Here is a 25,846-nt window from a genome sequence, read left to right as displayed (position 1 = left end):
AGACAACCAACAAGACGGGAAGAATAGAATGAAACTGCTGCGATATCGCGTGGGAGACACTGTGCGTCCGGGGATGCTGGCGGCCGATGGAACGGTCCGCGATCTGTCGGATCATGTAGAGGATATCACAGGCGCAACCCTGGATGATGCCGCGCTGGCGAAGCTGGCGGCACTGGATGTGGCGGCCCTGCCAGTGGTCGAAGGCGATGTGGACCTGGCGCCCTGTGTCGGCGGCGTGGGCAAGTTCCTCTGCATCGGTCTCAACTATTCGGACCACGCCGAAGAGGCCGGGATGCCGATCCCCGAACATCCGATCCTATTCATGAAAGCGACCTCGGCCATTGTCGGCCCCAATGACGATGTGGTGCTGCCGCGCGGCTCGGTCGCTGGCGACTGGGAGGTCGAACTGGGCGTGGTGATCGGCAAGACCGCCAAATACGTGAGCGAAGAAGACGCGCTGGATTATGTGGCCGGGTATTGCGTGGTCAACGATGTGTCCGAGCGGGATTTCCAGATCAAGCTGACCGGACAATGGACCAAGGGCAAAAGCTGCGACACCTTTGGTCCGATCGGTCCCTGGCTGGTGAGCCGGGACGATGTTGCCGATCCGCAGAACCTGTCGCTGTCCTGCGATGTGAACGGTCAGCGCATGCAAAGTGGCACCACCGGCAAGATGATCTTCTCGGTGGCGGAAATCATTGCCCACCTCAGCCAGTTGATGACCCTGCATCCGGGCGATGTGATCGCGACAGGCACCCCGCCGGGCGTCGGCATGGGTATCAAGCCTGATCCGATCTATCTGAAACCGGGCGACGTGATGGAGCTGGAAATCGAAGGTCTGGGCCGTCAACGGCAGACCGTGCGTGCGGACGACTGATCCGGGCGTTCTGAAACACCATCATTGAAAGGCGCGCGGGGCACTCCCGCCTGGTTTCGGCAATTCAGGGAATGCCCTGTGCCAGTTGGGCGCGGCGAAGCCGCGCCACGCCCAAAGCGTGTCTGGGGCTTTGCCGCAGGCAAGGGACATGACAGGCACGGGAGCACCCGCGTCCTTGTCGAACGGGGGCAGGTGCCGTGGGTCTAAAACCCGGCGGGTTTGATCCGGTGTAGTCTTGGAATGGAGACGTCTGTAGGCCGCTCGGTGCCGGGCGCAGTGGGAGCTTATTCCGGGCCGCAGAACTGGCGGTAGAGCAGCGCGATGATCTCTTCGGTGTTCCGGTCCCTCAGGGAATAGAAGATCGTCTTGCCGTCGCGGCGGGTTTCGACCAGCCCCTCGTCGCGCAGTCGCGCCAGCATCTGGCTGACGGCGGCCTGACGCATATTCAGCAGCGCTTCCAATTCGCCGACGGATTTCTCACCGGTGCCGAGATGGCACAGGATCATCAACCGCCCTTCATGGGCCAGCGTCTTGAGGAAAGACGCGGCATCGGCGGCGCGCTGGGCCATGTCGATCGGGGTATCCGGCGACATCGTATCGGGATGCTGAATGGTCACGTGTCCGGGGTCCTGCGATAAATGATGGACCGTATAATGCCCCATTTTGTCCCTGTTGCACAAGCCATCGATGAAACAGAGTCACTCGGGCAGCGGCGGGGCGCCTCCGGCAAAGGAATTTCCCTTGGCATAGTCGCAGGGCGCCTCTTGCATGTTGAGGTGCAGATCATCACCCGTAAAGGGATTGGCGCGGGCCAGGTCCTCGTCCACCTCGATGCCCAGACCGGGGGCCTCGGGTGGGCGGATGAAGCCCTCTTCGACGCGGATCGCCCCTTTGATCAGGGCGTCGTGGAAGGGGGTTTCGATGGTTTCGGCCATCAGGATATTCGGAATCGAGGCCGCCAGATGTATATTCGCGGCCCATTCCACCGGCCCAGCATAAAGATGCGGCGCCATCTGCGCGTTGAAGGCCTCGGCGATGGCGGCAACCTTCTTCATCTCCCAGATGCCGCCGGCCCGTCCCAGCGCCGGTTGCAGGATCTCGGCAGCGCCCGCACGCAACACCGCGCCAAACTCGGCCTTGGTGGTCAGCCGCTCGCCGGTGGCAACCGGGATGCGCACCTGCCGGGCGATGCGGGCCATGTCCTCGATATTGTCAGGGGGCGTGGGTTCTTCGAACCACAGCGGCGAATAGGGCTCCAGCGCCTGGCCCAGCCGCGCGGCGCCTGCGGTCGAGAACTGGCCATGGGTGCCGAACAGCAGATCCGCACGGTCGCCGACCGCCTCCCGGATCGCCTTGCAAAAGGCGACCGACTGGCTGATGTCGCGCATCGCGGGCATATGGCCGCCGCGCATCGTATAGGGGCCTGCGGGGTCGAATTTCACCGCCGTATAGCCCCTCAGCACCATTTCGGTGGCGCTTTCGGCGGCCATATCGGACGAGGTCCAGAAGGCGGCGATGTCGTGATGGGGCAGCGGATAAAGATAGGTATAGGCGCGGATGCGATCGTTCATCCGCCCCCCGAGCAGTGCGTGCACCGGGCGGTCCCTGTCCTTGCCCAGAATGTCCCAGCAGGCGATTTCCAAGCCGGAAAAGGCACCCATGACCGTCAGATCGGGACGCTGGGTAAAACCCGAGGAATAGGCGCGGCGGAACATCAGCTCGATGTTTTCCGGATTCTCGCCCGCCATATGCCGGTCAAAGACATCGCGGATCACATGGGTCATGGCGTCTGGCCCGATCGAGGCGGCATAACATTCGCCCCAGCCGGTAATCCCGGTGTCGGTGGTCACTTTAACGAGGATCCAGTAGCGCCCGCCCCAACCCGGGGCAGGCGGTGCGGTGACGATGATGTCGAGGTTCTGCAGCTTCATGGGAGGACTCCTTTGGGCTGCGGCAGCCGTTAGCGGTTGAAGAGGATGACGTTGCGCCGGGCTGAGCCGGTCTTGGTATCGGCGATGGCCTCGTTGATCTGGTCAAGGCGCCAGCGGCCGGAGATCAGCTCGTCCAGTTTGAGCCGCCCCTGATCGTAAAGGTCGATCATCCAGGGGATATCGCGCTGGATCACCACATCGCCCATCTTGGAGCCGACCATGCCCTGACCGATGGCGGCCATTACGACGGGCTCGTATTCCGCCTTTTGGCCGGAATGCGGCATGCCGATCATCACCGCCTTGCCGCCCCTTCCCAGATAGCGCACGGCCTGATCATAGGCGGGGATGGCGCCTACAGTGACCAGCACCGCATCGGCCCCCTTGCCGCCAAGCGCTTTGTAAGCGGCGCGCCAGGGGGAAGCCTGGCTGCCGAGCACCCCGTGGGTGGCGCCGAATTCCTTGGCAACCTCCAGCTTTTCCTCGCTCATGTCGACGGCGACAATGCGGCGGGCGCCAGCGATACGGGCGCCCTGAATGGCGTTGAGGCCAACGCCGCCAGCGCCGATTACCACCACGTCCTGCCCAGGGCGCAGACCGGCGGCATTGACCGCGGCACCAACGCCGGTGATCACCCCGCAGGAAATCAGCGAGGCGACATCCTTGGCCATGGTGTCGGGGATCTTCACGATCTGGCGCTGATCGACCACCACCTTTTCGGCGAAGGCACCGCACGCCATGGCTTGTTCCAGCGGACCGCCATCGGCGGTGGTGAGGGGGCCGTTTTTGACCCCGTCATAGGGCGTTTCGCAGATCGTCGGCTTGCCTCCTGCGCAGCTGGGGCAGGTGCCGCAGGCGCGAATCAGGGTGACGACAACGCTGTCTCCCTCTTCAAATCCGTTGACGCCGCCGCCAACCGCGGTGATCGTTCCGGCCGCCTCGTGGCCATAGACGGCAGGCAGGTGACCGCCCCAGGCGCCTTCGGCATAGGAAATATCGCTGTGGCAGATGGCCACCGCATCCAGCGTCACCTCGACCTCGCCCATGCGCGGGGCGGCCAGCTGAATCTCCTCGATGACAAGCGGACTGCCGAAGGCGTGGCAGACGGCGGCTTTGATGGTTTGCATGGTGCGTTCTCCCCGTTGGCCCGTGTTTTTTAGACCGTGCATTTTCCGCACGGTGACCCGGACGGTTGATTGTCGCAAGAGGAGAGTTGAAGGGGAGATTGCGCGTTTACGTGTGGGAACGGCTGGCCCGCAAGAACAGCAGACACCCACCCAACATCAGCACCAGCGCCAGCAGGAACGGCGCCCCCGGCAGGTAGATGGCGGCCTCGGCGCGGGTGAAATGGGCAAAGGTTAGCGTCATCATCATCGGAGAGATGATCATCGACAGGGCGTGCACGGCGGTCATCACCCCCTGTAGCTCCCCCTGTTGGTTGTCGTCCACCGCGCGGGACATGATCCCCTGCAATGCGGGCTGCACCACCGCGCCAAGGGCCGAGACCGGGATCAGCGCAAGCGCCAGCGACCCGCTGGTGATGAAGGCGAGAATGCCAAAGGCGACAAAGTCGAAGATCTGCCCCCAAAGCACGGTGCGTCGCTCGCCGAACCAGCGTACGCAGTGGCGCAGCAGCCAGCCCTGCACCAGCGCCATCGAGACGCCGTAGATGGCCAGTGACACGCCGATGACCTTGGTGTCCCAGCCAAACCGTTCGGCGGTGAAATAGGACCAGATCGACGGGTAAACGTAGATCGCCACGGAATAGAGGAAATAGACCCACAGAAGGTTGGCAATACCAGGAATGCGGGCCATGGCGCGAAAGGCGCCAAAGGGGTTGGCGCGGCGCCAGTCAAAGGCGCGGCGGGTCTTGTCGGTGACCGTTTCCCGCATCACGAACCAGCCAAGGGCAAAGTTCAGCGCTGACAGGGCGGCGGCCGCATAAAAGGGCGCCCGGGTGCCCATCTCGCCAAGCAGACCGCCGATCAGCGGACCTAGCACGAAACCAGCGCCAAAGCCCGCGCCCAAAAGGCCAAAATTCGCAGCCTTTTCATGCGGTTTTGAGATATCGGCGATATAGGCGCCTGCGGTGGAGTGGGTGGCGGCGGTGATGCCGCCGACAAGACGCCCCGCCAGTAGCAACCACAGCGACCCGGCCAATGCCATCACCAGATAATCCAGCGCCATCACGAATAGCGACACCAGCAGCACCGGACGGCGGCCAATGGCATCTGACAGGGAGCCCAGCACCGGGCTGAACAGGAATTGCATCACGGCAAAGACGGTGCTGAGAACGCCGCCCCAGATCGCCGCATCCGCCAGCGATCCGCCCTGCACCTCGACAATCAGGCTGGGCATGATCGGCATGATCAGACCGATGCCCATGGCGTCGATCATCACGGTCAGCAGGACAAAGACCAGCGGCAGGCGCATCAGAAGGGCACCGCACGGTGTATGCTATGCCTGCGTTTCATGAACGCGGGCAAAGCCTTTGCCAAACCGTCTTTCCCGCGCCGCATTCTGATGTCTCTTTGCCGGTTAATTCTGGCCGCAGATTTCGGCGGCTTTTTCGGCAAAACGCAAGGCTTCCGCCGGGGCATGTCCCAGTTGCCGGACCGGATCGAACAGCGCCTCTGTGTCCAGATCGGCAAAGGTGCGCGCTGCAAGGGTGCTGAGTGGCGTTGCGGTCTCGTTGGCCTCCAGGCAGAGCTTTTTGACGGCGGCCTGCGCCTCCGGTCGGGGCATGCTGGCGGCAAGGGCAAAGCTCAGCGCCTCGGCGTGGATCATGTCGAGGCCGCTGGCGAGTGCAGCGCCCATGGCATCGGCGTTGGGGGTGATCCCGGCGCTCAGATCTTTGGCCATGGCGGCGGCGCTGGCGGCGCCTAGCACGATCTGTGGCAGGCACATCCATTCGGTGAACCAGGCGGCACCGTCGCGCTGATGCTGCTGCATGGCGGCGCCGTGCAGGACCGAGAGAAGCCCTGATCCCTGCCGCGCCAGCGCCACCAGCGCCGAGGGCGCAACCGGGTTCTGTTTCTGCGGCATGGTCGATGAGGCCCCGGCGCCGCCAAGACGGATTTCCTGAATGCCGGTCTGTACCAGCGCGATGCAATCCTCGCCCATCTTGCCAAGCGCAAGGTTCACCCGCACCAGCCAGTCGGTGAGGCGTAGCACCGGGGTGCGGTCGCTGTGCCAGCTGCGTCCGGGATCGCCAAGAGACAGGCCTTCGGCCAGGGCAGCGCGGATCTGCGGCGCCTCCGGCCCCAGCGCCCCGGCGGTTCCGGCAGCACCAGAGAGCGAGACCAGCAGGCAGGACTGGCGCAGGCCGGGCAGCTCTTCCAGAAGCGCGATCAGCGGCGCGCCCCAGGCGGAGACCACAGCGCCAAAACTGGTCGGGGTGGCATGCTGGCCATAGGTGCGGGCGGGCATCGGCAGCTCGGCATGGTCTTTGGCCAGCCGGGTCAGCGCCGTCAGCGCTGCTTTCAAATCGGTTTCAACCGCCGTCAGTACCTGCCGCAGCCGCAGCATCAGGCCGGTGTCCATGATATCCTGCGAGGTGGCACCCCAATGTACGTATTGCGCATGTTCCGGCGCGTTCATCTCGCTGCGCAGGGCGGCGACCAGTGCGGGCACCGGCACGCCGTTCTGTCCGGTGGCCTTGCGCAGCGCACCGGGATCAAGCGCGACTTCCATCACCGCTCGCTGGATGGCGGCGGCGCTGTCGGCGGGGATTACGCCCGCCGCGCCCTGCGCCTTGGCCAGCGCACCCTCGACCAGCAACATGGCGCGGATTTCGGCGCTGTCGCTGAACAGGCGCGCAGCATCGCCCGCCGGGAAAAGATCGCCATAAAGCTGGCTGTCAAAGACCGATCCGGCCATGTCAGAGATCCTTTTCGATCTGGGTGAGCAGATCCGCCAGCGCATCCGGCGCGGCGAAGAACGGGGAATGAGAGGTCTGCATCACATGCACGCGGCCCTTGGGCCAGTCCTTGACCATATCGGCCTGATATTCCGGCGGAATGGTCTGGTCATTTGCACAGCGGATATAGGCTTTGGGCGTACCGTCCCAGTTGGCGCCCAGGGTCAGCGGCGTGTCCTGCGGACGGATCGCCTGCGGGCAAAGGCGTTCCAGCGCGTAAGCGACCGCTTCCTCTGGGCAGTCGTGGTAGAACAGGCGCGGCACCTCGGCCGGGTCTACTGTGTAGCTGTTGCTAGCTTCGTCCTTGATCGCCGCATGGGCCAGCGTTTGGCGCGGGCCACGCTTGCGCATGTCGATCATGGAAAGGCCCGAGACTGGCACATAGGCGCAGAGATAGATCAGCCCGCGCAGGCGGCTGGGATCCTTTTCTGCGGCGGCCGAGATCGGAAAACCCGCCCAGGAATGGCCCAGCACGATGGTGTCCGGCCCGGCGGCCATCAGGATCGCTTCAGCGGTTTCCTCCAGCGTGACACTGGTCAGGTCGCGCCTGTCGTTGTGGCCGGGCAGGTCGATGGCGCGGGCGGTATGGCCGCGCGCCTCCAGCGCCGCGATCAGGTCGCGCCAGCACCAGGCGCCGTGGCAGGATCCGTGGATCAGCAGAAAGTCAGCCAATGTGTCCGATCTCCTTGAGGAAGGTGGTCAGCCGTTCGGTGTATTCATCGGGCTTTTCGACGCAAGGGATGTGGCCCGCGCGACGGATCAGGTGGAACTGCGATCCGGGGATCAGATCGACGGTTTCGCGCACCAGATCGGGCGGGGTAGAGCCATCCTCGGCCCCGGCAAACCCAAGGCAGGGCAGACGCAACCCGCTGGTGGGGGTGTAGAAATCGGTGCCCGCGATGGCGGCGCAGCAACCTGCGTAACCGGCGCGCGATTGCTGCACCAGCATGTTGCGCCAGAGGGTGAGTTCGGGTGTGGCGCGGAAATCCTTGCCGAACCAGCGTTCCATGACGTTGTCCGCCAGCGCCTCGATGCCCTGTTCCTCGACCGCCTTGATCCGTTCCTGCCACATCTCGGCGGTGCCGATCTTGGCGGCGGTGTTCGACAGCACCAGCGCGCGCACCTGGTCGAGCCGTTTCACGGCCAGCCCCTGTGCGATCATGCCGCCAATGGAGAGGCCGACAAAGACGCAGTCGCGCACATTGAGATGGTCCAGGAGCCGCTCGGCATCGCGTACCAGCGCCCCCATGGAATAGGGGGCGGGCGGAACGGTGGACAGACCATGCCCGCGCTTGTCATAGCGGATCACCTTCAGACCCGCAGGCAGGCGTTCGACCACCGCGTCCCAGACCCTGAGGTCGGTGCCCAGAGAGTTGGCAAAAACGATGGGCGCGCTGTCCGGATCGCCGTCGACACGGTAGTGCAGCTGGACATCGCCCAGATCCGCGATTTGCATGATATCTCTCCCCGTCACGTTTGCGGCGCACCATATCCGCGAAGGCACGGGAAGGTAAAGCAAAGGTCGGGGAGGGATGGAAGCCGCCTCAGGCGTGCTGCTCCAGTGCGCGGATGAACATCGCAGGATCCACATTGCCGCCGGTGGCCACGGCGATCACCGCATCGCCTTCGATCTCATCCCCGTGGAACAGTGCCGCGGCAAGGGCAGCAGCGCCGCCCGGCTCGACAACGATCTTCAGTCGCAAGAATGCCAGCGCCATGGCGTGCAGGGCTTCATCCTCGGTGATGACAATGCCGGGGCCGCAAAGGCGCGACAGGATGGGAAAGGTGATTTCCCCCGGCGCAGGCGTCAGGATGGCATCGCAGATGGAGCCGGAGGTGGCGGGATTGCTTTCGACCTGCCCGCTTGAGAGTGACCGGGCCACATCGTCAAAGCCTTCCGGCTCGGCGGGGCGCACCCGCAGACCGGGCGCCCGCGCCTCAAGCGCCAGCGCCACGCCGCCGGTCAGACCGCCGCCACCGCAGCAGATCAGCACATCGCCCGAGGTGACGCCTTCGGCAGCGGCCTGCTCTGCGATCTCCAGACCAACGGTGCCCTGGCCCGCGATCACCTGCGGATCGTCATAGGGTTTTACCAGCGTCAGGCCGCGGGTTTCCTCGTAATGGGCGCCGATCTCTTCGCGGCTTTCGCCTGCGCGGTCATAAAGCACCACCTCGGCGCCAAGGGCGCGGGTGTTGTCGATCTTCAGCTGCGGCGCATCAGAGGGCATGATGATCACGGCAGGGACGCCATGGGCCTGCGCGGCGGCTGCGACACCCTGCGCATGATTGCCGCTGGAATAGGCCAGCACGCCACGTTTGCGGGTGTCCTCGTCCATTGCCGAGAGCGCTGCCCAGCCGCCCCGGAATTTGAACGATCCAGTGTGTTGCAGGCATTCGGGTTTGACCAGCAGGCGACGGCCCGCAACCTCGTCGAGGAAGGGCGAGGATAGCAGAGGTGTCTTGCGGGCGTGGCCATCAAGCCGCCGGGCAGCGGCTTCGATCATGGAAATGGAAGTCATCAAATCTGGTCCAATACGGAATGAATAAGGGTGAGGGCAGCCGGTTCGTCCAGAAACGGGACATGGCCGCGATTATCCAGCTCTACCGCCTGCAGGGCAGGCAGGCGGCGCTGCATTTCAAGATAGGTCTCATGGCTCAGCACATCGGAATTGGCGCCCCGGATCGCGCCGCAGGGCAGCCCTTCAAGCGCCATGAACAGCGGCCAAAGATCGGGGGGCGGGCCAGCCTTGGCCTGCTCCAGCAGCGCATCGCGCAGGCGTGGATCATAGCGCAGGGAAAGGCCCTCGGGCGTTTCGTCGTAGAAGACCTCCACCTCTTCACGCCAGCGGGCGGGCGGCACGTCGGGGAAGGCGGGTGCCATCAAAGCCGCCAGAGTTTGCGCAGCCTTATCATAGGTTTTTGCAGCGGGGCGGCGACCGACGTATTCCATGATGCGGGCAATGCCACCTTGAGGGATTTCCGGTCCCACATCGTTCAGCACCACGGCGCTAAGGCGGTCCTTTGCGGTGGCGGCCAGCACCATGGCCACCATTCCCCCACGTGAGGTGCCGAGGATCGCGGCCTGTTCCAGTCCCAGGTAATCCATCAGCTCGATCACATCCTGCGCCTCGCGCATGACGTTGTAATTGGTAATCTCAGGATCGAGGTCCGATTGCCCGCGCCCGCGCGCATCCAGCGTGATCATCCGGTAGCGTGCGCCATGCGGTGCAAAATAGCGAAAGTCCTGCCCATCGCGGGTAAGGCCCGGCAGGCAGATCAGCGGCAGGGCCTGACCCTGCGCGCTGTCGGTGTAGTGGAGCGACAGCCCATCCGAAGTGGTGAAATTTGGCATCGGTCCGATGTGCTCCTTTGGGATTGAGGGGATCAGCCCTTGGCGATGTCCGGGATCGTGGTGAGATCATTCAGCACGTGCTGCGGCGTCCAGGGCAGGCGGTCCATCGGCTCTCCGGCGCGGTTGACCCAGACGGTTTCGAAGCCGTAACCGCTGGCCGCCGCCGCGTCCCAGCCGTTGGAAGAGACGAAGAGCACCTCGGACGATGCGCAGTCAAAGCGTTTGCCGACCAGATCGTAGACGCTGGAATGCGGCTTGAAGACGCCGACGCTTTCGACCGACAGGAGATCGTCCAGAACCGCGCCCACTCCGGCGGATTGCACGCATCCTTCAAGCATCCCGGGCGAGCCGTTGGACAGGATGGCCGTGTTGAAACCGGCCTCTTTCAGCGCGGTGAGCATGGCGGGCACCTCGGGGTAGGCTTGAAGTTCCCAGTAGAGCGCCAGCAGACGCTCGCGCAGGGCGCCATCTCCGGCCAAACCGGCGGCCTCCAGCGACCAGTCCAGCCCGTTCTGGGTGACCTCCCAGAAATCGGTATGGGCGCCTGTCACCGCACGCAGCCAGGTATATTGGATCTGCTTCTGGCGCCAGTTGGCGGCGAGGGTTGCCCATGTGCCCTGAAGCTGCGGGAAGTCCGGCTCGGCGGCGGCCTGCCGCGCGGCGGCGGCAACATCGAACAGGGTGCCATAGGCGTCGAATACACAGGTGGTGATGGGCATGGGGTCCTCCGTTGCCGCGACTTTGTCATAGGAGGCAGCTTGGAACAAAGCGGGAAGTTGTACCTGTCACAATTGCGCGAGGGTGCCCGGATGGCGGTCAAATATTGTCTCTACTGCGGTCCGGGCCGTGGGTTTACATCACAAACAGGTCCTGTAGGGTCCGGCCCTTTAGATTCTGAACACGAACTGGAGGTCACATGACCGAGGTAAAGAATGGCGACACCGTGCGCATCCACTACACGGGCCGACTGACGGATGGAACCGTCTTTGACAGCTCCGAAGGGCGTGATCCGCTGGAGTTCACCGTTGGCGCCGGTCACGTGATCGGCGGCATGGATGCCGGTCTGCCGGGCATGGTCGCGGGCGACAAGAAGACGCTCGAGATCGCCTGTGATGACGCATACGGTCCGTCCAACCCTGACGCACGTCAGGCGATCCCGCGCGAAGGTATTCCGGATGACATTCCGCTGGAGCCGGGCACGCAGCTGCAGATGCAGACCCCGGAAGGCCAGGTCCTGCCGGTAACCGTGGTCGAAGCGGACGAAGCGACGGTTACGCTTGATGCCAACCATCCGCTGGCGGGCAAGGATCTGATTTTCGATATCGAGCTGGTGTCGATCAACTGATCTGCGAATTATTCTGCAAGGCGGGGTTCTCCCGCCCGAAAAGGCCGGATCCCAGATCCGGCCTTTTCCGTTGGGCCCGTTCCGTCGGAGTGGCGCCGCTGCGCGGCGCGAAGGACGGCTGAGAGGCGCCAAAGGGAGGGCTTTGCCCCTCCTTTGGGCGCCAGAGCCAGTTTGTGTGCGGCCAGAGCCGCCTCAAGAGCAAGCCGCACCTAGGGTGCGGCGGCTGCGCCGCCCTTGACCCGGCTCCGGCCAAAGAGGGATGGGCGTTTCGCTTTCTCTACTTGCATGGGCATGAAACTGCGGCTTTGCTGGCCGAGGGGCAAAACAGGGAGACATATGGCATGGCTGCAACGGAGCTTATCCGGGCACTGGACCTTGAGGTGCCGATCTTTCAGGCACCGATGGCGGGGGTCAGTTCTCCTGCCATGGCGGCGGCGGTCAGCAATGCAGGCGGGCTTGGCGCGCTGGGCATCGGCGCCTCTGGAGTGGCGCAAGCGCGGGAGATGATCCGCCAGACGCGGGCGCTGACTGCGCGGCCATTCAACGTCAATGTTTTCTGCCACCAGCCCGCTGTGCCGGATCCGGCGCGGGAGGCGGCCTGGCTGGATCTGCTCGCCCCGGTCTTTGCCCGGTTCGATGCGGAGGCGCCCGCGGCCTTGAGCGAAATATATACCAGCTTTGTGGTGGACCGGGACATGCAGGAGATGCTGCTGGCAGAGCGCCCGGCAGTGGTCAGCTTTCATTTCGGCCTGCCTGCGCCGGATGTGATGCTGGCACTGAAAGAGGCGGGTATCTTTTTGATGGCGAGCGCCACTTCGTTGGCGGAGGCGCGTGCGATCCGTGACGCCGGGGTGCGGGCGGTGGTGGCGCAGGGCTGGGAGGCGGGCGGTCATCGCGGCATCTTCGACCCCGCGGCCCCGGATGAAAGGTTGAGTTCCCTTGATCTGACGCGGCGGCTGGTGGCGGAGCTTGATCTGCCCGTAGTGACCGCAGGCGGGTTGATGACGGGGGGCGATATCGCAGCGGGGCTGCGTTTGGGAGCCTCGGCGGCGCAGCTGGGCACCGCCTTCATCGATTGCAGTGAAAGCCTGGCTGATGGCGCGTACCGCGCCCGGCTGCATTCGAAAGCGGCAGAGGCCACCCAGATGACAGCGGCGATTTCAGGGCGCCTGGCCCGTTGCCTCGCCAACGATTTCACCGCATGGGCGGCAGAGCACGCAGGCGCGGCTGTTCCAGACTATCCGATCGCCTATGATGCGGGAAAGGCGCTGAATGCGGCGGCTAAATCGGCCGGGGCCTCCGGGTTTGGCGCGCAATGGGCGGGCCAGGGCGCGCCGCATGCCCGCAGCGGTTCGGCATCGGATATCATGGCAGCGCTGATTGCCGAATGGCGGGTGGCCACGGCATAGTTCCGCGAGGGCGAAACAGAGCGCGGTCCGCGCGCCGGTGTAACGAGCAGATGGAGGGTATGAGATGAGCACGCGAATGGAGGATCTGCTGGCCCGGATGCGGGAGCTGCAGGACGAGCTGGAGGATGAAATCGCCGACAAGCGCGCCGCGTTTCAGTACAAGCTGGAGAACGGCCGCATCGTCTGGGAGGAAGAGGCCCGCCGTCGTCACCGGGCATTGCGGGTGCGCTGGCTACGCTTTCTTGCCTACACACGGCCGATGGTGCTGATCACCGCGCCTTTCATCTATGCGCTGATCGTGCCCTTCGTGCTGCTGGACCTCTTCGTGCTTGTCTATCAGGCCGCCTGTTTCCCGGTTTACGGCATCCCAAAGGTGCCCCGGCGCGATTTTATCCGGATGGACCGGCACCATCTGGCCTATCTTAACGGGGTGCAGAAACTGAATTGCATCTACTGCGGGTATTGCAACGGGGTGATCGCCTGGGTGCGTGAAGTTGCCAGCCGCACCGAGGCCTATTGGTGCCCGATCAAGCATGCCGCGCGGGTTGCAGGAGCCCACGCGCGCTATGCCGAGTTTTCCGAATTCGGAGATGGCGAGGGGTTCGAGGCAGGATTGGCGCGCTCCCGCCGTAAGGTTCAAGAGAAGGATGGCCCGGACGAGGCTGACGGAGGGTGAGCCGTTTGGGATCGCGCCTGCCATAAAAGAAAAACGGGCGTCCGGTGAGGGCGCCCGTTTTTCCATTTTGAAGGATGCAGCTTGTGGGAAACTTAGAGGTTTTCCTGCTGCGGCATACCAAGGATATGAAAGCCACCATCGACACGGATGACCTCACCCGTTGTATAGGCGCCCGCATCCGAGGCCAGATAGACGGCGGTGCCGCCCACAGCTTCAAGCGTTGCGTTTGACCGCAAGGGCGCGTTCTGTTCGGTGTGCTTGTAGGTCTTGCGCGCCCCGCCAATAGCGGCGCCGGCGAGGGTCTTCATCGGGCCGGGCGAGATCGCGTTGACGCGGATGCCATCGGGGCCAAGGTCATTGGCCAGATAGCGGGTGGCGCTTTCCAGTGCGGCCTTGGCAACGCCCATCACGTTGTAGTTCGGAGTCACACGGTTGGAGCCGCCATAGGTCAGCGTCAGCAAGGTGCCACCGTTCTCCTCCATCATCGGATAGGCGCGGCGCGCCACCTCGATGAAGGAATAGGCGGAGATATCCATGGAGTTCTTGAAGTTCGCGCGGCTGGTGTTGATGAACCGGCCGGTCAGCTCTGTCTTGTCCGAATAGGCAATCGCGTGCACCACAAAATCGATCGTCGGCCAGCGCGCTGCGAGCTGTTCGAATGCGGTGTCGAGCGAGGCATCGTCGGTCACATCCACATCGACCATGAAATCGCTGCCGACAGAGGCCGCGAGCGGTTCCAGCCGCTTGCCAAAGGCTTCACCCTGATAGGTGAAGGCCAGCTCGGCTCCGGCCTCGTGCATCGCCTTGGCGATGCCCCAGGCGATGGAACGTTCGTTGGCCACGCCCATGATCAGGCCCCGTTTGCCGGTCAAAACTCCAGACATGACGTGCTTACCCCTTGTACTTGCTCAGAACCATGGAGCCGTTAGTGCCCCCAAACCCGAAACTGTTGGTCATCACGCTGTCCAGACCAGCGTTCTCCACATAGGAGGTGGCGATTTCGCCCTCTTCGATGCCTTCGGACAGGGTTTCGACGTTGATCGACGGGGTGATGAAATCGTTTTCCAGCATCAGAAGACAGAAGATCGCCTCCATCGCTCCGGCAGCCCCCTGGGCGTGGCCAGTCATCGACTTGGTCGAGGAAATCGGCGGCACTTGGCCTGCGCCAAAGACGCGGCGGGCGGCTTCGACTTCGCCGAGGTCGCCAACCGGGGTCGAGGTGCCATGGGCGTTGATATAGCTGACCTTGCGGCCCTCGGGCAGGGTTGACAGGGCCAGACGCATGGCGCGCTCGCCGCCTTCACCGCTGGGGGCCACCATGTCGTGCCCGTCCGAGGTTGCAGCAAAACCGGTGACCTCGGCATAGATCTTGGCGCCGCGGGCCAGCGCGTGATCGAGATCTTCCAGCACCACGATGCCGCCGCCGCCGGTGATCACGAAACCATCGCGGTTCTGGTCAAAGGCGCGCGAGGCCTTTTCGGGCGTGTCATTGTATTTCGAGGACATCGCGCCCATCGCGTCGAACAGGCAGGACAGGGTCCAGTCCAGCTCTTCGGCGCCACCGGCGAACATCACGTCCTGCTTGCCCATCATGATCTGCTCTGCGGCGCTGCCGATGCAGTGCAGCGAGGTGGAGCAGGCCGAGGTGATGGAATAGTTGATGCCCTTGATCTTGAACGCGGTCGACAGGTTCGCGGAGATCGTGGACGACATGCATTTCGGCACCGCGAACGGCCCGATCCGCTTGGTCGCGCCGGTTTTAAGAACGGTCTGATGCGCGGCCAGCAGGGACGAGGTCGACGGTCCGCCGGACCCTGCAATGAGACCGGTGCGGTCGTTGACGATCTGATCTTCGGAAAGGCCGGAATCGGCGATCGCCTGTTGCATGGCGATATGGGCATAGGCAGCCCCCGGCCCCATGAAGCGCAGGGTGCGCTTATCCACATGTTCGGCAGGATCGATTTTCAGCGTGCCGGCCACCTGGCTGCGAAAGCCGTGTTCGGCCATTTCGGGGCTGGCTACGATACCGGATTTCCCGGCCTTGAGCGATGCAAGAACCTCTTCGGCTGTGTTGCCGATCGAGGAGACGATGCCAAGACCGGTGACGACGACGCGACGCATAGGTGCACTCCCTTAATAGCTTTTGTCTTACTAGGCCGTGCAGGGCATGGGTGCAAGATGGGTTGGGGGGGGGTGGGGGCTTTGCGCAGATAGCGACATTTGCAAAATTCGGCGAACCGGCCCAAACCTGTCATTGATCGCCCCCACTGGTGCTGCACCGCGGTCCGTCGAAGAAGACATCTGTTGAAACTGCTGTATAGGCGGTGCTCAGATGGCGGACGCTGACGTTAGACACTTCGTTTCTCCAAAATACATGGCACCAACGTCGTGACGGACTTCACCGATGGAGAAGGCTTTATTCGGCTGTTTGGAACCACCGCAATCGACATAAACGATCTTGCGATCACGCAAACTTTAGAGGGTGTTGAGTTCACGGTAGATGGCACCAGCATCTTGCTTGCAGGCGCTGATCTAGCCACTCTGTCCAACGCAGATTTTGAGTTTGTGTAGAACCATTGCACCGCCGTTTTAAGCGGCATTACACTCTCTAAAATTGCAGCAACAATCTACCTATACGTGTTTAAATCTGGATGCTTTTTTAAACCTCCCGATGCCAGAATGGCTCAATACTTTGCGACATTCAGAGGTCACTATGCTTATTAATCAATCCCTGAACGCGAATACGCTCTCCCTTTTTGATACCGCAGGGACACGCCAAGACAGTATTGAGGCATCAAAAAACTCACTGGCCGCGCCATCAGGCTCCGATCAGGCCGTGAAAATCGCCCTCAGCAGGATTGCACGTGCTGCCATTGCAGGCGAGTCCGGCGTGTCGGCAGACGCAAAAAACGGAATTCCGAAGGAAGGCGGCACCTACGGGATGCAGTATACAGACCCTGCACAGCGCGCCAAAATGTTCGCCGATGCCTATGCAAGACAGGCAGAGTCCGATGCGTTCCAGGCGGAGAACGGATACAAGAACCGTCTGTCTTTGGGGCTCTACACGGCCCATTCCATGGCGAAGGCTCAGCAACCGGGCATGGGCGCTTACAAGACTCGCGAAGACGCAATTGATGCCGCTGCGACGCGGCTGGGTGATATGATCACCGCTGCCAAAGATGCGAACTGGGCAAGAAACACGGTTACTTATCCAGTTGATGATAGTGTCATTGGGGCTGAAACTGATACCGGTTTTATTTGGTCACACGCCAAGCTTAAGGACGCCGAAACGGCTTGGGCTGAGCTTTCTCCTGAGCAATTGGCCCGAGCTGAAAAAAAACAGGCTCACGACCTGAAAGTCACGGGCATGTGGTATAACGTGATTGCGTCGGAATTGACCCGCGACTTTGGTATCACAGTAGAAACCTCGACAAGCTTTGATGAGGACGGTCGCGTCACATTGAATGATTTCGAGGTCACGCATAAAAAATATGGCAAGCTCGGCGAAGTGAAAGATGGCGTGTTCTATATCGCGACGGAAGATGGGGGGCTTGTGGACCCCGAAGCCTACTACGGCCATAGCTGACACGTGCTGACCTGCCACTGGACATTCAACCAGCCGGAAGCAGAGTCTTGCTGATTGGCGCAGGTGGAGCAATCGACATCCCCGCGGAGCTTTCAGATGGCTCAGCCTGGGTGTCGGTTGCGGTGAATAGGCGCTCCGCGAACGCCTGGGGCGTATGGGCAATGAACGAAAAGAACATTTCTCTTCGCCCCGTGCATCAGATCAAAGGACACCACTTTGTTCGCGGCGCTAACCGCAGCACCAAATGTGGAATTGGCGCAGTCGATGCTGCACATCTGAACGCTCGGTCTCGCGAAAATCAGATAATGAAGCCGTAGCCGCAGTGTAGTGGATGTCGTACCCCATGCAATGTCGAGTTTTGGGCTGATACCTGAAATATCTCCCGACCAAAAAAGAGGCCCCGCGGGGCCTCTTGATCTTCTAACCTGATGGTGACTGGGGGCAGCCGTCGCGGGCCTCAGCCTTCGCTCAGAACCACCCGCATGTCCTTGACCTGATAGATCTCTTCGCCATCGGCCTCCACCGTGCCGTCGGCAACGCCCATGGTCAGGCGGCGGGTCTGCATCGCCTTTTTGAAATCCACCTTGTAGGTCAGCATCTTGCGGTCGGGGCGGACCATGCCGGTTAGCTTCACTTCGCCGACGCCCACGGCCATGCCCCGGCCCTTCCAGCCGCGCCAGCCGAGGTTAAAGCCGGTGAGCTGCCACAACCCGTCCAGACCCAGACAACCGGGCATGATCGGGTTGCCGGGGAAGTGGCATTCGAAGAACCACAGGTCCGGGGTGATGTCGAATTCCGCAAGGATGTGGCCCTTGCCGTGGCTGCCGCCGTCGGCGCTCACTTCGGTGATGCGGTCCATCATCAGCATCGGCGGCGCGGGCAGCTGGGCATTGCCCGGGCCGAACAGCTCGCCTCGGGCGCATTTCAGCAAATCTTCTTTGTCAAAGCTGCTCGGGTAGTCGGCCATGCTGGCGGTGCTCCTGCTGAGGTGTCTGTTTTCAATCTGGCCTCCTGTAGCATCGGCCCTGCGGGTCCTGCAAGGGTTCTGCATCTGTCCGGTCCATGTGCTGCCCATGTGCTGCGGGGGCTTTGCGCGGGGCGCGGTGCAAGACGCCGCAGGGGAATCCATTTGAAAATCCCCCCCCGTTGCCCCTATATATACGGTCAGCAACGCGAGGCAGGATCTGCACATGACGCCAAACAGCGAAGATCTGGCAACCAACTGGCTGGGACAGGCCGGTCTGCGCCCGACCCGGCAACGGGTGGCGCTGGCTGAACTGCTGGTCGGGGATGGCAAGCATCGCCATGTCACCGCCGAAAGCCTGTTCGAAGCCGCCAAGGACAAGGGCGCGGCCGTGTCGCTGGCCACAGTCTACAACACGCTGCGCGCGTTTTGCGAGGCGGGCGTGCTGCAGGAGATCACGGTGGACGGGTCGAAAAGCTATTTCGACACCAACACCCATGACCACCCGCATTACTACTGGGAGCAGGAAGGCCGCGTCAGCGATGCGCCCTCGGATCAGCTGGTGATCCAGCGCCTGCCCGAGGCGCCCGAAGGCATGGAAATCGCATCGGTCGATGTAGTGGTCCGTTTGCGCAAGAAGGCCGATCACGGCTGATCTTCTGATTCTCTCTCCGTAGCGTCCTTTTTGAAAGCCTGCGTCAGCGCAGCCATCGCCCGCGCGGTGAGCGAGTTCGGCGCCGGGTCCGCGTGGCAGGTCAGCACGACTGGCTCCACCGCCTGCGGCGCGGCCAGCGGGCGGGCGATCAGTGGCAGTCCTTCATAGCTGTGATCCGATTGCGGCAGGCTGTAGGCCAGCCCGATGCCTTCGCCGCTGGCGGCCAGGCTGCGCAAAAGTTCCAGCGAGGCGGCGCGATGGGCGATGGCGGGCACCAGCCCTGCGCCGCGAAACAGCCGCATCATATGGGCAATCGACAAGCCCTCGCGCGACAGGATCAGCGGCTCGGTAGCAAGGTCGCTGAGGCTGACCTCAGCCCGGGCGGCCAGCGCATGATCCGGCGGCATCAGCGCCTGTGGCGTGACGCGATAAAGCTCCTGCCGGGTAAAGCTGGAATCAAGCCCCAGATCCCAGGTCAGCGCCAGATCACAGGCGCCGGACAGTTGCGCTGCGATCAGATCCTCGAAATCGCTCTCCAACAAGTCCAACTCCACCCCCGGTAGGGTCTGGCGCAGCACCCGCAGGGCGCGCGGCAGCAGAAAAGGCGCAAGATCACGGAAACATCCGAGCACCAGCCGTCCCTGCGGTGCAGCACCGGTGCCCGCGTGTTCCAGCCGCGCGGCCTCCGACAACAGCGCCTCGGCCGCGGTGACAAACTCGCGCCCTTGCGGCGTCAGTGCCAGCGCCGCGCCTTTTCTGCGCAGGAACAATACCCGGCCCAGATGTGCCTCAATCCGGGCCAGCGCGGCGGACAGGGCGGGCTGGCTGACATGCAGCGCCGACGCCGCGCCAGACAGGCTGCCGTGGCGGGCGATGGCGGTGACATATTCATAGTGGCGCAGAGTGAGGTATAACATGTTTCGAAGGGTATATTAGAAAGATATTATTTGAAATTATGTTCTAGCCAGATCAACTTTGCCAGCAGCAAGACGTCCAATAAGGGAGACGAAAGATGGTGCATCCGCTGATCACCGAAGAGCAGGTCGAAACCTACCAGCGCGACGGGGTGGTGATGATCAAGGGCCTGTTCAAGGATCAGGTCGATCTGCTGCGAAAGGGGGTAGAGGCCAATATGGCAGAGCCGGGCCCCTATGCGTCCAACAACGAAAAGAAGGGCCAGACCGGGCGTTTCTTTGACGACTACTGCAACTGGACGCGGATTTCCGAGTTTGACGAAGCGATCAAGGCCTCGCCAGTGGCCGAGGTTGCCGCCGATCTGATCCGCTCTGACCGGGTGCAGATGTTCCACGATCACGTGCTGGTCAAGGAGCCGGGCACCTCGATGGCGACGCCCTGGCACCAGGATGGTCCCTATTACTTCGTCGAGGGCCAGCAGACGATCAGTTTCTGGTCGCCGCTTGATCCCGTGCGGGAGGCATCGCTGCGCTGCGTTGCCGGATCGCATGCATGGGAAAAGGAAGTGCTGCCCACCCGCTGGGTCTCGGAAGAGGGGTTCTTTGCCGACGAGGGCCAGTACATGCCGGTGCCCGATCCCGATGCCGAAGGCATGCGGGTCATGGAGTGGGAGATGGAGCCCGGCGACGCCGTGGCCTTCAACTATCGCACGCTGCATGGTGCGCGCGGTAATACCGCAGATCAGCGCCGCCGTGCCTTTTCCCTGCGGCTGGTGGGTGACGATGCACGTTATGTCGAACGCCCCGGCCCGACCTCACCGCCGTTTCCGGGTCATGACATGCAGCCGGGCCAGCGCCTGCGCGAGGATTGGTTCCCGGTGCTGTTGCAGCGGTAAGCGGCTGCTATTAAGGCGGGGCAGGGGGCGCCGGGGAAACCGGCCTCAGAACCACTGCCCCGGCTCCATCAACCCCAGATCCAGCAACTGGCGCGAATGCCATTCGAACGGGGTGGAATTGTGCCAGCGGAAGCTGTGGATATCGAACGAAGAGCCGGGATTGCGTTTCAGCGCCTTGGCGGTGCGGAAGGAACAGATGGCTGCCGTCAGGTTGTGATGCCAGGGGCAGGAATAGGTGTTGTATTCGTCGATATTGAAAGTGTGGTTCGGCTGTAACTCCAGGTCGGGTCTGGCCCGGAACAGAGAGATCCGGTCGATCTTGCGGCTGGCCTGCGGGATGTGTTCCTCGTGGCGCCAGCGCACACCGCCGAAAAAGTCGAGCTGCCGTTCCTCGGGGCTGCTTTTGGCACCAATGTAACGGGACTGAGCGTAGTATCCCGATTTATCCAGATAGGCATTGGCCAGCGACACGGCGTTGGGATGAGCCTCAAGATCACCTGCATAGAGGTCGATCACATAGGTCAGCATCGCCGCGCGCTTTTCCTCTGTGTGAAAGGTCAGCATTTCCGCGACAGTCCGCGTTTCGCAAAACGGGAAGAACAGGTATTCCGCGTTGTAGCAGTAGTAGAGCCAGCATCCGGGGCTTGCGGTGCGGATCACCTTGTTGATTGCGGCAAAGACGGTTTCGGGCACGCTGCAGTCAAACGGCACCCGGTGCACCCGGTTTTTCACATCCCCCGGCAGGTCAAAGGCATCGGGGATCAGGGCGATCACCTCGGCAAAGCCGCTTTGCAGGTGGTGGCGCAGGGTGGTGCCGATTTCCACGTCATCTTCGAAAAAGATCAGCGCGACGGGCCCCTTGATCAGCAGCGTCGACTGCTGCTCAAGAAAATCGTCGAGGGAAGAATACATCACGGCGGTCTGCTCCTGCCTTTCTGGCATTTGCTCCCAAAATCGGGTAAGTGCGCCTGCATTGCAAGCGGCGTCATTTCCCAGTATGGCAGGCCGCTGATCCCTATGTCCGGCTGGAAGGCAACGAACCCATGAGCGCCCCCAAGAAGCTGTTTATCAAGACCTACGGCTGTCAGATGAATGTCTATGACAGCGAACGCATGGCCGAGGCGCTGGGCGGGCAGGGCTATGTCGAGACGAAATCGGCGGATGATGCCGACATGATCCTGCTGAACACCTGCCATATCAGGGAAAAGGCCGCCGAGAAGGTCTATTCCGAGCTGGGCCGGTTCAAGGGGCTGAAGGCGGAAAAACCGGATCTGAAGATCGGCGTTGCGGGCTGCGTTGCGCAGGCCGAGGGCGAAGAGATCATGCGCCGCCAGCCGCTGGTCGATCTGGTGGTCGGCCCGCAAAGCTATCACCGCCTGCCGGAAATGGAGAGCAAGGCGCGCGCGGGGGAGAAGGTGCTCGACACCGATTTCCCCGAAGAAGACAAATTCGAAAAGCTCAAGAACCGCCCCAAGGCCAAGCGTGGCCCGACGGCATTCCTGACGGTGCAGGAAGGCTGCGACAAGTTCTGTGCCTTCTGCGTGGTGCCCTATACCCGTGGCGCCGAGGTGTCCCGCCCGGTGTCCCGCATCATCGGTGAGGCGCAGGAACTGGTGGAGCGCGACGTGCGCGAGATCACGCTGCTGGGTCAGAACGTCAACGCCTATCACGGCGAGGGGCCGAATGGCGCCGACTGGACCCTGGCGCAGCTGATCTGGGAGCTGGACAAGATCGACGGGCTGGAGCGGATCCGCTTTACCACCTCGCACCCCAACGACATGATGGACGACCTGATCGAGGCGCATGGCACCTGCAAAAAGCTGATGCCCTATCTGCACCTGCCCGTGCAGGCCGGATCGGACCGGATCCTGAAACGGATGAACCGCAGCCATACCGCCGAAAGCTATATCCGCCTGATCGAGCGGATCCGCGCCGCGCGGCCGGATATCCTGATCTCGGGCGATTTCATCGTTGGCTTCCCGGAAGAGACCGAAGAGGACTTCCAGGCCACGCTCGACCTGATCGAGGAAGTGAAATACGGTACCGCCTATTCCTTCAAATACTCGACCCGTCCGGGCACCCCGGCGGCCGAGCGCGCGCAGGTAGAAGCTGCGGTGGCGGATGAACGCCTGCAGCGGCTGCAGGCCCTGCTGACCCGCCAGCAGCGCGAGGTGCAGGACAGCATGGTCGGGCGCGAAGTTGGCGTGTTGTTCGAAAAGGCGGGCCGTCTGCCCGGGCAGATGGTGGGCAAATCCGACTATCTGCACGCGGTGCATGTGGCCGATTGCGACCGCGCCATCGGCGATCTGGCGCGGGTGCGCATCGTGTCCTCGGGGGCAAATTCGCTGGCCGGTGAACTGATCGGCTGACCATTTCCTCGGGCCTTTGCAGCCTTTGATCACCTCGCTCCTTTGGCGCGGGGTGAGTCTTTATTGCATCCATTTTGTGGACAATTTTAAGAAATTTGTTTGAGTGTTGGGGGAATCCGCATAGTTTTGGGAAAAAATAGGCTCCGCCAAGGGGCAATAGGCTGAAAAGTTGTGTAGTTTATTGTTTATACATGGATTGATGCTGTTACCGTGAGGCTTAACGCTCGTGGTGGCATGCTCCCGGGGGGACTTAGGTGAAGGATATCTGGTTGTGCTGAATTTCAAGTTGAGAAAAGCAGGCGCTTTGCTGGCCGCTGCCACGGTCGCATTCAGTCTGGCAGGGGCGTCTGTTCAGGCGCAGGATACGCAGACACGCACTGTTGTCGGGGAACGCTATGTGCCGACCATCTGGGTTGATCCGGATGGCTGTGAACATTGGGTGATGGACGATGGCGCCGAAGGTTACATGACACCGCATGTCACACCGGACGGCAAACCTGTGTGTCGCCCCGGTCTGCTGTGTGGCATGATGCCGACGGATCAGTTCTTTGCCACGGACAAGCATTTCATCAACGCGGCAGGCCGCAAGCGCCTGACGGAATTCTTCCAGAAGACAAAACCGAGCACACGGTATTTTGTGATCGCTGGTCACACCGACAGCCGCGCCTCGGATGAATACAATATCGGCCTGTCGCAACGCCGGGCCAATGCGGTGGCTCAGGTCGCGCGATCTGCCGGTGCGCGGGTTGGTGATATCCGCGCCTACGGCGAACGTGATCCGCGCGTTCCCAATACCAGCGCGGCCAATATGGCGCAGAACCGTCGCGTCGAAATCTATTGTGTGCGCTAAGGGGGATTACAGCATGACCATTCTCAAAGGGGCCGCTGCTCTGTGCCTTGCGCTTTCGGTTGCTGCGTGTACCGATGTCACCGACAAGACCCGCGACCAGAACATTTTTGACGGCAAAAGTGGCGATCTTTCGCAGCTGACTGCCGGTATCTGGGTCGATCCGCAGGGCTGTGAACACTGGATCATCGACGACGGTGTCGAAGGCTATGCCGACCTGCGCCGTACGCCGGATGGCAAGCCCGTCTGCAACAGCGAATTGCCGCGCAATGTCGCAACCGGCCCGTTCAAGTCCGGTTCCACCTATGGCGACCCGCTGTAAGCGCATCAAACGATTTTAAGAACACCGCAGCCGCCCGTCTCTGGGCGGCTGTTTTCTTTTGCCGTTCTGACCCCGTCCGTATTGTGTCAGCCCATTTTTGTTTCAACCGTGTGAATTTTGTCGGGCTGCGCTTGCACCGGGCGCGCGGCAGAGGCACATTGAAGGAAACTGCAAGCCAGAGGAATAGAGATTGGTCACCAGCGCCCCGCCGTCGTCGTCCCACCCCCATCCCGACACCGCACATGAAGTGCTGCTGGAATTTCCTGACAATCGCCTGCTGATCGACCTCTGTGGGGAATACGACCGCAATATCGCCGATATCGAACAGAAGCTGGGCGTGCAGATCTTGCGCCGCGGCAATCTTCTGTCGGTGATGGGCGAGGAAGCAAGCCGCGAACAGGCCGCAGCGGTTCTGACTGCGCTCTATGATCGGCTGGAAACAGGCCGCAGCGTCGAAAGTGCCGATGTGGACCGCGAATTGCGCATGGGGCCGTCGGATCAGACCGATCCGGGCGGCCAGTTGGAAATGTTCAGTGGCGGCAAGGTCGAAATCAAGACCCGCAAGAAGCTGGTGGAGCCGCGCACCGACGCGCAGAAGGCCTATGTGCAGGCCTTATATGAACACGAGCTGGCATTCGGCATCGGCCCGGCCGGCACCGGCAAGACCTATCTGGCTGTCGCGGTCGGGGTCAGCATGTTCATCACTGGACAGGTGGACAAGATTATCCTTTGCCGTCCTGCTGTTGAGGCGGGCGAACGGCTCGGCTTCTTGCCTGGCACCCAGGAGGAAAAGGTCGATCCCTATATGCAGCCGCTTTATGACGCGCTGAATGACTTCCTGCCCGGCAAGCAACTGGCCAAGCTGAAGGAAGAGAAGACGATCGAGATCGCGCCGCTGGCATTTATGCGGGGGCGCACGCTTTCGAATGCCTTTGTGGTGCTGGACGAGGCGCAGAACGCCACCACCATGCAGATGAAGATGTTCCTGACCCGCCTTGGCGAAGGTTCGCGCATGGTGATCACTGGCGACCGCAGCCAGGTCGACCTGCCGCGCGGCGTGCCGTCTGGCTTGGCGGATGCGGAGCGGTTGCTGAGCAGCATTCCCAAGATCAGCTTCAACTATTTCACCGCCCGCGATGTGGTGCGTCACCCACTGGTGGCGGCGATCATCGAAGCCTATGACGCGGATGTTCCGGCAATCTGATCCCGGCGCCCTGCGCCGGGTCCGTGATGTCGGACCCCAGCGGATATGTGAAAGCGACAGATGACATTAGAGATTTCCACCGAAGACAGCCGCTGGGATGCGGTTGCGCTTGAGGCGCTGGCGGAGCGGTCCATCGGCGCTGCGCTTGCGCATTTTGATCTGGAGGCCGAGGAGTGCGAGATTTCCCTGCTGGCCTGCGACGATGCGCGCATCGCGGATCTGAACGCAGAATTCCGTGAAAAGCCGACCCCGACCAATGTGCTCAGCTGGCCAGCCGAGGAACTCTCTGCTGAGGAGCCGGGCGGGGATCCTCTGCCGCCAGAGGCTGATTTTACGGGCGAAATCCCGCTGGGTGACATTGCCATTGCCTATGAAACCTGCGCCCGTGAGGCTGAGGAAGCGGGCAAACCGCTGGCAGATCACCTCTGTCATCTGCTTGTTCACGGAGTGTTGCATCTTTTGGGTTACGATCACATTCGCGACCCCGACGCCACACTAATGGAGGGGCTGGAGGTCGAGATACTTGGCAAACTGGGTATCGATAACCCATATACGGTAAATGGAAGCCCCTGAACGGGGCATA

Annotated in this window: 28 protein-coding genes; 13 read left to right on the top strand and 15 right to left on the bottom strand. The window is 62.3% G+C overall.

Annotated elements, in window-relative coordinates; translation table 11 throughout:
- Positions 1-28 precede the first annotated feature (28 nt).
- The gene (locus AAFO90_RS00205; protein ID WP_347508097.1) at positions 29-877 is read left to right on the top strand and encodes a fumarylacetoacetate hydrolase family protein; all 849 of its coding nucleotides are present in this window, start codon (positions 29-31) and stop codon (positions 875-877) included.
- 284 nt (positions 878-1,161) lie between these two features.
- Here AAFO90_RS00205 and AAFO90_RS00200 read toward each other — a convergent pair whose 3' ends face one another.
- From AAFO90_RS00200 to AAFO90_RS00155, 10 genes are all read right to left on the bottom strand, one after another.
- Positions 1,162-1,470: a metalloregulator ArsR/SmtB family transcription factor gene (locus AAFO90_RS00200; RefSeq protein ID WP_347508186.1), complete on the bottom strand. Its 309-nt coding sequence runs from the start codon at positions 1,468-1,470 to the stop codon at positions 1,162-1,164.
- A gap of 105 nt (positions 1,471-1,575) precedes the next feature.
- Positions 1,576-2,808: a mandelate racemase/muconate lactonizing enzyme family protein gene (locus tag AAFO90_RS00195; RefSeq protein WP_347508096.1), complete on the bottom strand. Its 1,233-nt coding sequence runs from the start codon at positions 2,806-2,808 to the stop codon at positions 1,576-1,578.
- Between the two features lie 29 nt (positions 2,809-2,837).
- A complete protein-coding gene (locus tag AAFO90_RS00190) occupies positions 2,838-3,932 on the bottom strand; it encodes a Zn-dependent alcohol dehydrogenase (protein ID WP_274831553.1) in 1,095 nt (364 codons plus the stop codon).
- A 106-nt stretch (positions 3,933-4,038) separates the two neighbouring features.
- Positions 4,039-5,238 (bottom strand): TCR/Tet family MFS transporter, encoded by a 1,200-nt coding sequence (locus AAFO90_RS00185; RefSeq protein ID WP_347508095.1) that lies wholly within the window; start codon positions 5,236-5,238, stop codon positions 4,039-4,041.
- Between the two features lie 105 nt (positions 5,239-5,343).
- Entirely contained in the window at positions 5,344-6,684 is a 1,341-nt protein-coding gene (locus AAFO90_RS00180; protein ID WP_347508094.1) for an adenylosuccinate lyase family protein, read from the bottom strand.
- 1 nt (position 6,685) lies between these two features.
- A complete protein-coding gene (locus tag AAFO90_RS00175) occupies positions 6,686-7,396 on the bottom strand; it encodes an alpha/beta fold hydrolase (protein ID WP_347508093.1) in 711 nt (236 codons plus the stop codon).
- The gene (gene pcaD / locus AAFO90_RS00170; protein ID WP_347508092.1) at positions 7,389-8,180 is read right to left on the bottom strand and encodes a 3-oxoadipate enol-lactonase; all 792 of its coding nucleotides are present in this window, start codon (positions 8,178-8,180) and stop codon (positions 7,389-7,391) included. Before pcaD ends, AAFO90_RS00175 begins: the two co-directional genes overlap by 8 nt.
- Positions 8,181-8,268: 88 nt before the next feature.
- Positions 8,269-9,243: a pyridoxal-phosphate dependent enzyme gene (locus tag AAFO90_RS00165; RefSeq protein WP_347508091.1), complete on the bottom strand. Its 975-nt coding sequence runs from the start codon at positions 9,241-9,243 to the stop codon at positions 8,269-8,271.
- On the bottom strand, positions 9,243-10,076 hold the full coding sequence (locus tag AAFO90_RS00160; RefSeq protein WP_347508090.1) for an alpha/beta hydrolase: 834 nt from the start codon (positions 10,074-10,076) through the stop codon (positions 9,243-9,245). The genes AAFO90_RS00165 and AAFO90_RS00160 overlap by 1 nt, the downstream gene beginning before the upstream one ends.
- Before the next feature lie 32 nt (positions 10,077-10,108).
- On the bottom strand, positions 10,109-10,795 hold the full coding sequence (locus AAFO90_RS00155) for a haloacid dehalogenase type II (protein WP_347508089.1): 687 nt from the start codon (positions 10,793-10,795) through the stop codon (positions 10,109-10,111).
- 197 nt (positions 10,796-10,992) lie between these two features.
- On the opposite strand from AAFO90_RS00155, the gene AAFO90_RS00150 reads away from it, so the two are divergent.
- The 3 genes from AAFO90_RS00150 (at position 10,993) to AAFO90_RS00140 (ending at position 13,506) form a co-directional block, all read left to right on the top strand.
- Positions 10,993-11,421, top strand: a complete 429-nt coding sequence (locus tag AAFO90_RS00150) for a peptidylprolyl isomerase (RefSeq protein ID WP_065272312.1) — start codon at positions 10,993-10,995, stop codon at positions 11,419-11,421.
- A gap of 341 nt (positions 11,422-11,762) precedes the next feature.
- Positions 11,763-12,830 carry a nitronate monooxygenase gene (locus tag AAFO90_RS00145; protein WP_347508088.1) on the top strand — a complete coding sequence of 356 codons (1,068 nt, stop codon included), beginning with the start codon at positions 11,763-11,765 and terminating at the stop codon, positions 12,828-12,830.
- 64 nt (positions 12,831-12,894) lie between these two features.
- Entirely contained in the window at positions 12,895-13,506 is a 612-nt protein-coding gene (locus AAFO90_RS00140) for a hypothetical protein (protein WP_065272314.1), read from the top strand.
- A gap of 92 nt (positions 13,507-13,598) precedes the next feature.
- Here the strand turns inward: AAFO90_RS00140 and AAFO90_RS00135 are convergent, their stop codons facing one another.
- Positions 13,599-14,390, bottom strand: a complete 792-nt coding sequence (locus AAFO90_RS00135) for an enoyl-ACP reductase (protein ID WP_065272315.1) — start codon at positions 14,388-14,390, stop codon at positions 13,599-13,601.
- 7 nt (positions 14,391-14,397) lie between these two features.
- Positions 14,398-15,627, bottom strand: coding sequence for a beta-ketoacyl-ACP synthase I (fabB, locus tag AAFO90_RS00130; protein ID WP_065272316.1), 1,230 nt, complete (start codon positions 15,625-15,627; stop codon positions 14,398-14,400).
- 267 nt (positions 15,628-15,894) lie between these two features.
- On the opposite strand from fabB, the gene AAFO90_RS00125 reads away from it, so the two are divergent.
- On the top strand, positions 15,895-16,077 hold the full coding sequence (locus tag AAFO90_RS00125) for a hypothetical protein (RefSeq protein WP_347508087.1): 183 nt from the start codon (positions 15,895-15,897) through the stop codon (positions 16,075-16,077).
- 142 nt (positions 16,078-16,219) lie between these two features.
- The gene (locus tag AAFO90_RS00120; protein ID WP_347508086.1) at positions 16,220-17,092 is read left to right on the top strand and encodes a hypothetical protein; all 873 of its coding nucleotides are present in this window, start codon (positions 16,220-16,222) and stop codon (positions 17,090-17,092) included.
- A 457-nt stretch (positions 17,093-17,549) separates the two neighbouring features.
- Here AAFO90_RS00120 and fabA read toward each other — a convergent pair whose 3' ends face one another.
- Positions 17,550-18,059: a bifunctional 3-hydroxydecanoyl-ACP dehydratase/trans-2-decenoyl-ACP isomerase gene (gene fabA, locus AAFO90_RS00115; protein WP_065272318.1), complete on the bottom strand. Its 510-nt coding sequence runs from the start codon at positions 18,057-18,059 to the stop codon at positions 17,550-17,552.
- 223 nt (positions 18,060-18,282) lie between these two features.
- Between fabA and irrA the strand changes: the two genes are divergently transcribed.
- Positions 18,283-18,711 (top strand): iron response transcriptional regulator IrrA, encoded by a 429-nt coding sequence (irrA, locus tag AAFO90_RS00110; RefSeq protein WP_274830553.1) that lies wholly within the window; start codon positions 18,283-18,285, stop codon positions 18,709-18,711.
- On the opposite strand, the gene AAFO90_RS00105 is transcribed toward irrA, so the two are convergent.
- Positions 18,702-19,628 (bottom strand): LysR family transcriptional regulator, encoded by a 927-nt coding sequence (locus AAFO90_RS00105; protein WP_347508085.1) that lies wholly within the window; start codon positions 19,626-19,628, stop codon positions 18,702-18,704. The two genes, irrA and AAFO90_RS00105, sit on opposite strands and share 10 nt — an antisense overlap.
- A 95-nt stretch (positions 19,629-19,723) precedes the next feature.
- Between AAFO90_RS00105 and AAFO90_RS00100 the strand changes: the two genes are divergently transcribed.
- Positions 19,724-20,521: a phytanoyl-CoA dioxygenase family protein gene (locus AAFO90_RS00100; RefSeq protein ID WP_347508084.1), complete on the top strand. Its 798-nt coding sequence runs from the start codon at positions 19,724-19,726 to the stop codon at positions 20,519-20,521.
- A 45-nt stretch (positions 20,522-20,566) separates the two neighbouring features.
- Here the strand turns inward: AAFO90_RS00100 and AAFO90_RS00095 are convergent, their stop codons facing one another.
- On the bottom strand, positions 20,567-21,436 hold the full coding sequence (locus AAFO90_RS00095; RefSeq protein ID WP_347508083.1) for a hypothetical protein: 870 nt from the start codon (positions 21,434-21,436) through the stop codon (positions 20,567-20,569).
- Positions 21,437-21,564: 128 nt separating this feature from the next.
- Here AAFO90_RS00095 and miaB point away from each other — a divergent pair, with 128 nt between their 5' ends.
- The 5 genes from miaB (at position 21,565) to ybeY (ending at position 25,836) form a co-directional block, all read left to right on the top strand.
- Entirely contained in the window at positions 21,565-22,890 is a 1,326-nt protein-coding gene (gene miaB / locus AAFO90_RS00090) for a tRNA (N6-isopentenyl adenosine(37)-C2)-methylthiotransferase MiaB (RefSeq protein ID WP_347508082.1), read from the top strand.
- Positions 22,891-23,161: 271 nt separating this feature from the next.
- The gene (locus AAFO90_RS00085; RefSeq protein ID WP_197492315.1) at positions 23,162-23,740 is read left to right on the top strand and encodes an OmpA family protein; all 579 of its coding nucleotides are present in this window, start codon (positions 23,162-23,164) and stop codon (positions 23,738-23,740) included.
- Between the two features lie 13 nt (positions 23,741-23,753).
- Positions 23,754-24,059 (top strand): hypothetical protein, encoded by a 306-nt coding sequence (locus tag AAFO90_RS00080; RefSeq protein WP_065272323.1) that lies wholly within the window; start codon positions 23,754-23,756, stop codon positions 24,057-24,059.
- Positions 24,060-24,249: 190 nt separating this feature from the next.
- Positions 24,250-25,263, top strand: a complete 1,014-nt coding sequence (locus AAFO90_RS00075) for a PhoH family protein (RefSeq protein ID WP_065272324.1) — start codon at positions 24,250-24,252, stop codon at positions 25,261-25,263.
- Between the two features lie 60 nt (positions 25,264-25,323).
- Positions 25,324-25,836: an rRNA maturation RNase YbeY gene (gene ybeY, locus AAFO90_RS00070; RefSeq protein ID WP_274830556.1), complete on the top strand. Its 513-nt coding sequence runs from the start codon at positions 25,324-25,326 to the stop codon at positions 25,834-25,836.
- Positions 25,837-25,846 lie beyond the last annotated feature (10 nt).

This window comes from Phaeobacter sp. CAU 1743, from assembly GCF_039839315.1.
GTDB lineage: Bacteria > Pseudomonadota > Alphaproteobacteria > Rhodobacterales > Rhodobacteraceae > Phycobacter > Phycobacter gallaeciensis_A.
The sequence above is the reverse complement of the archived record's forward strand: the minus strand, read 5'-3'. Positions and strand labels throughout refer to the sequence as shown.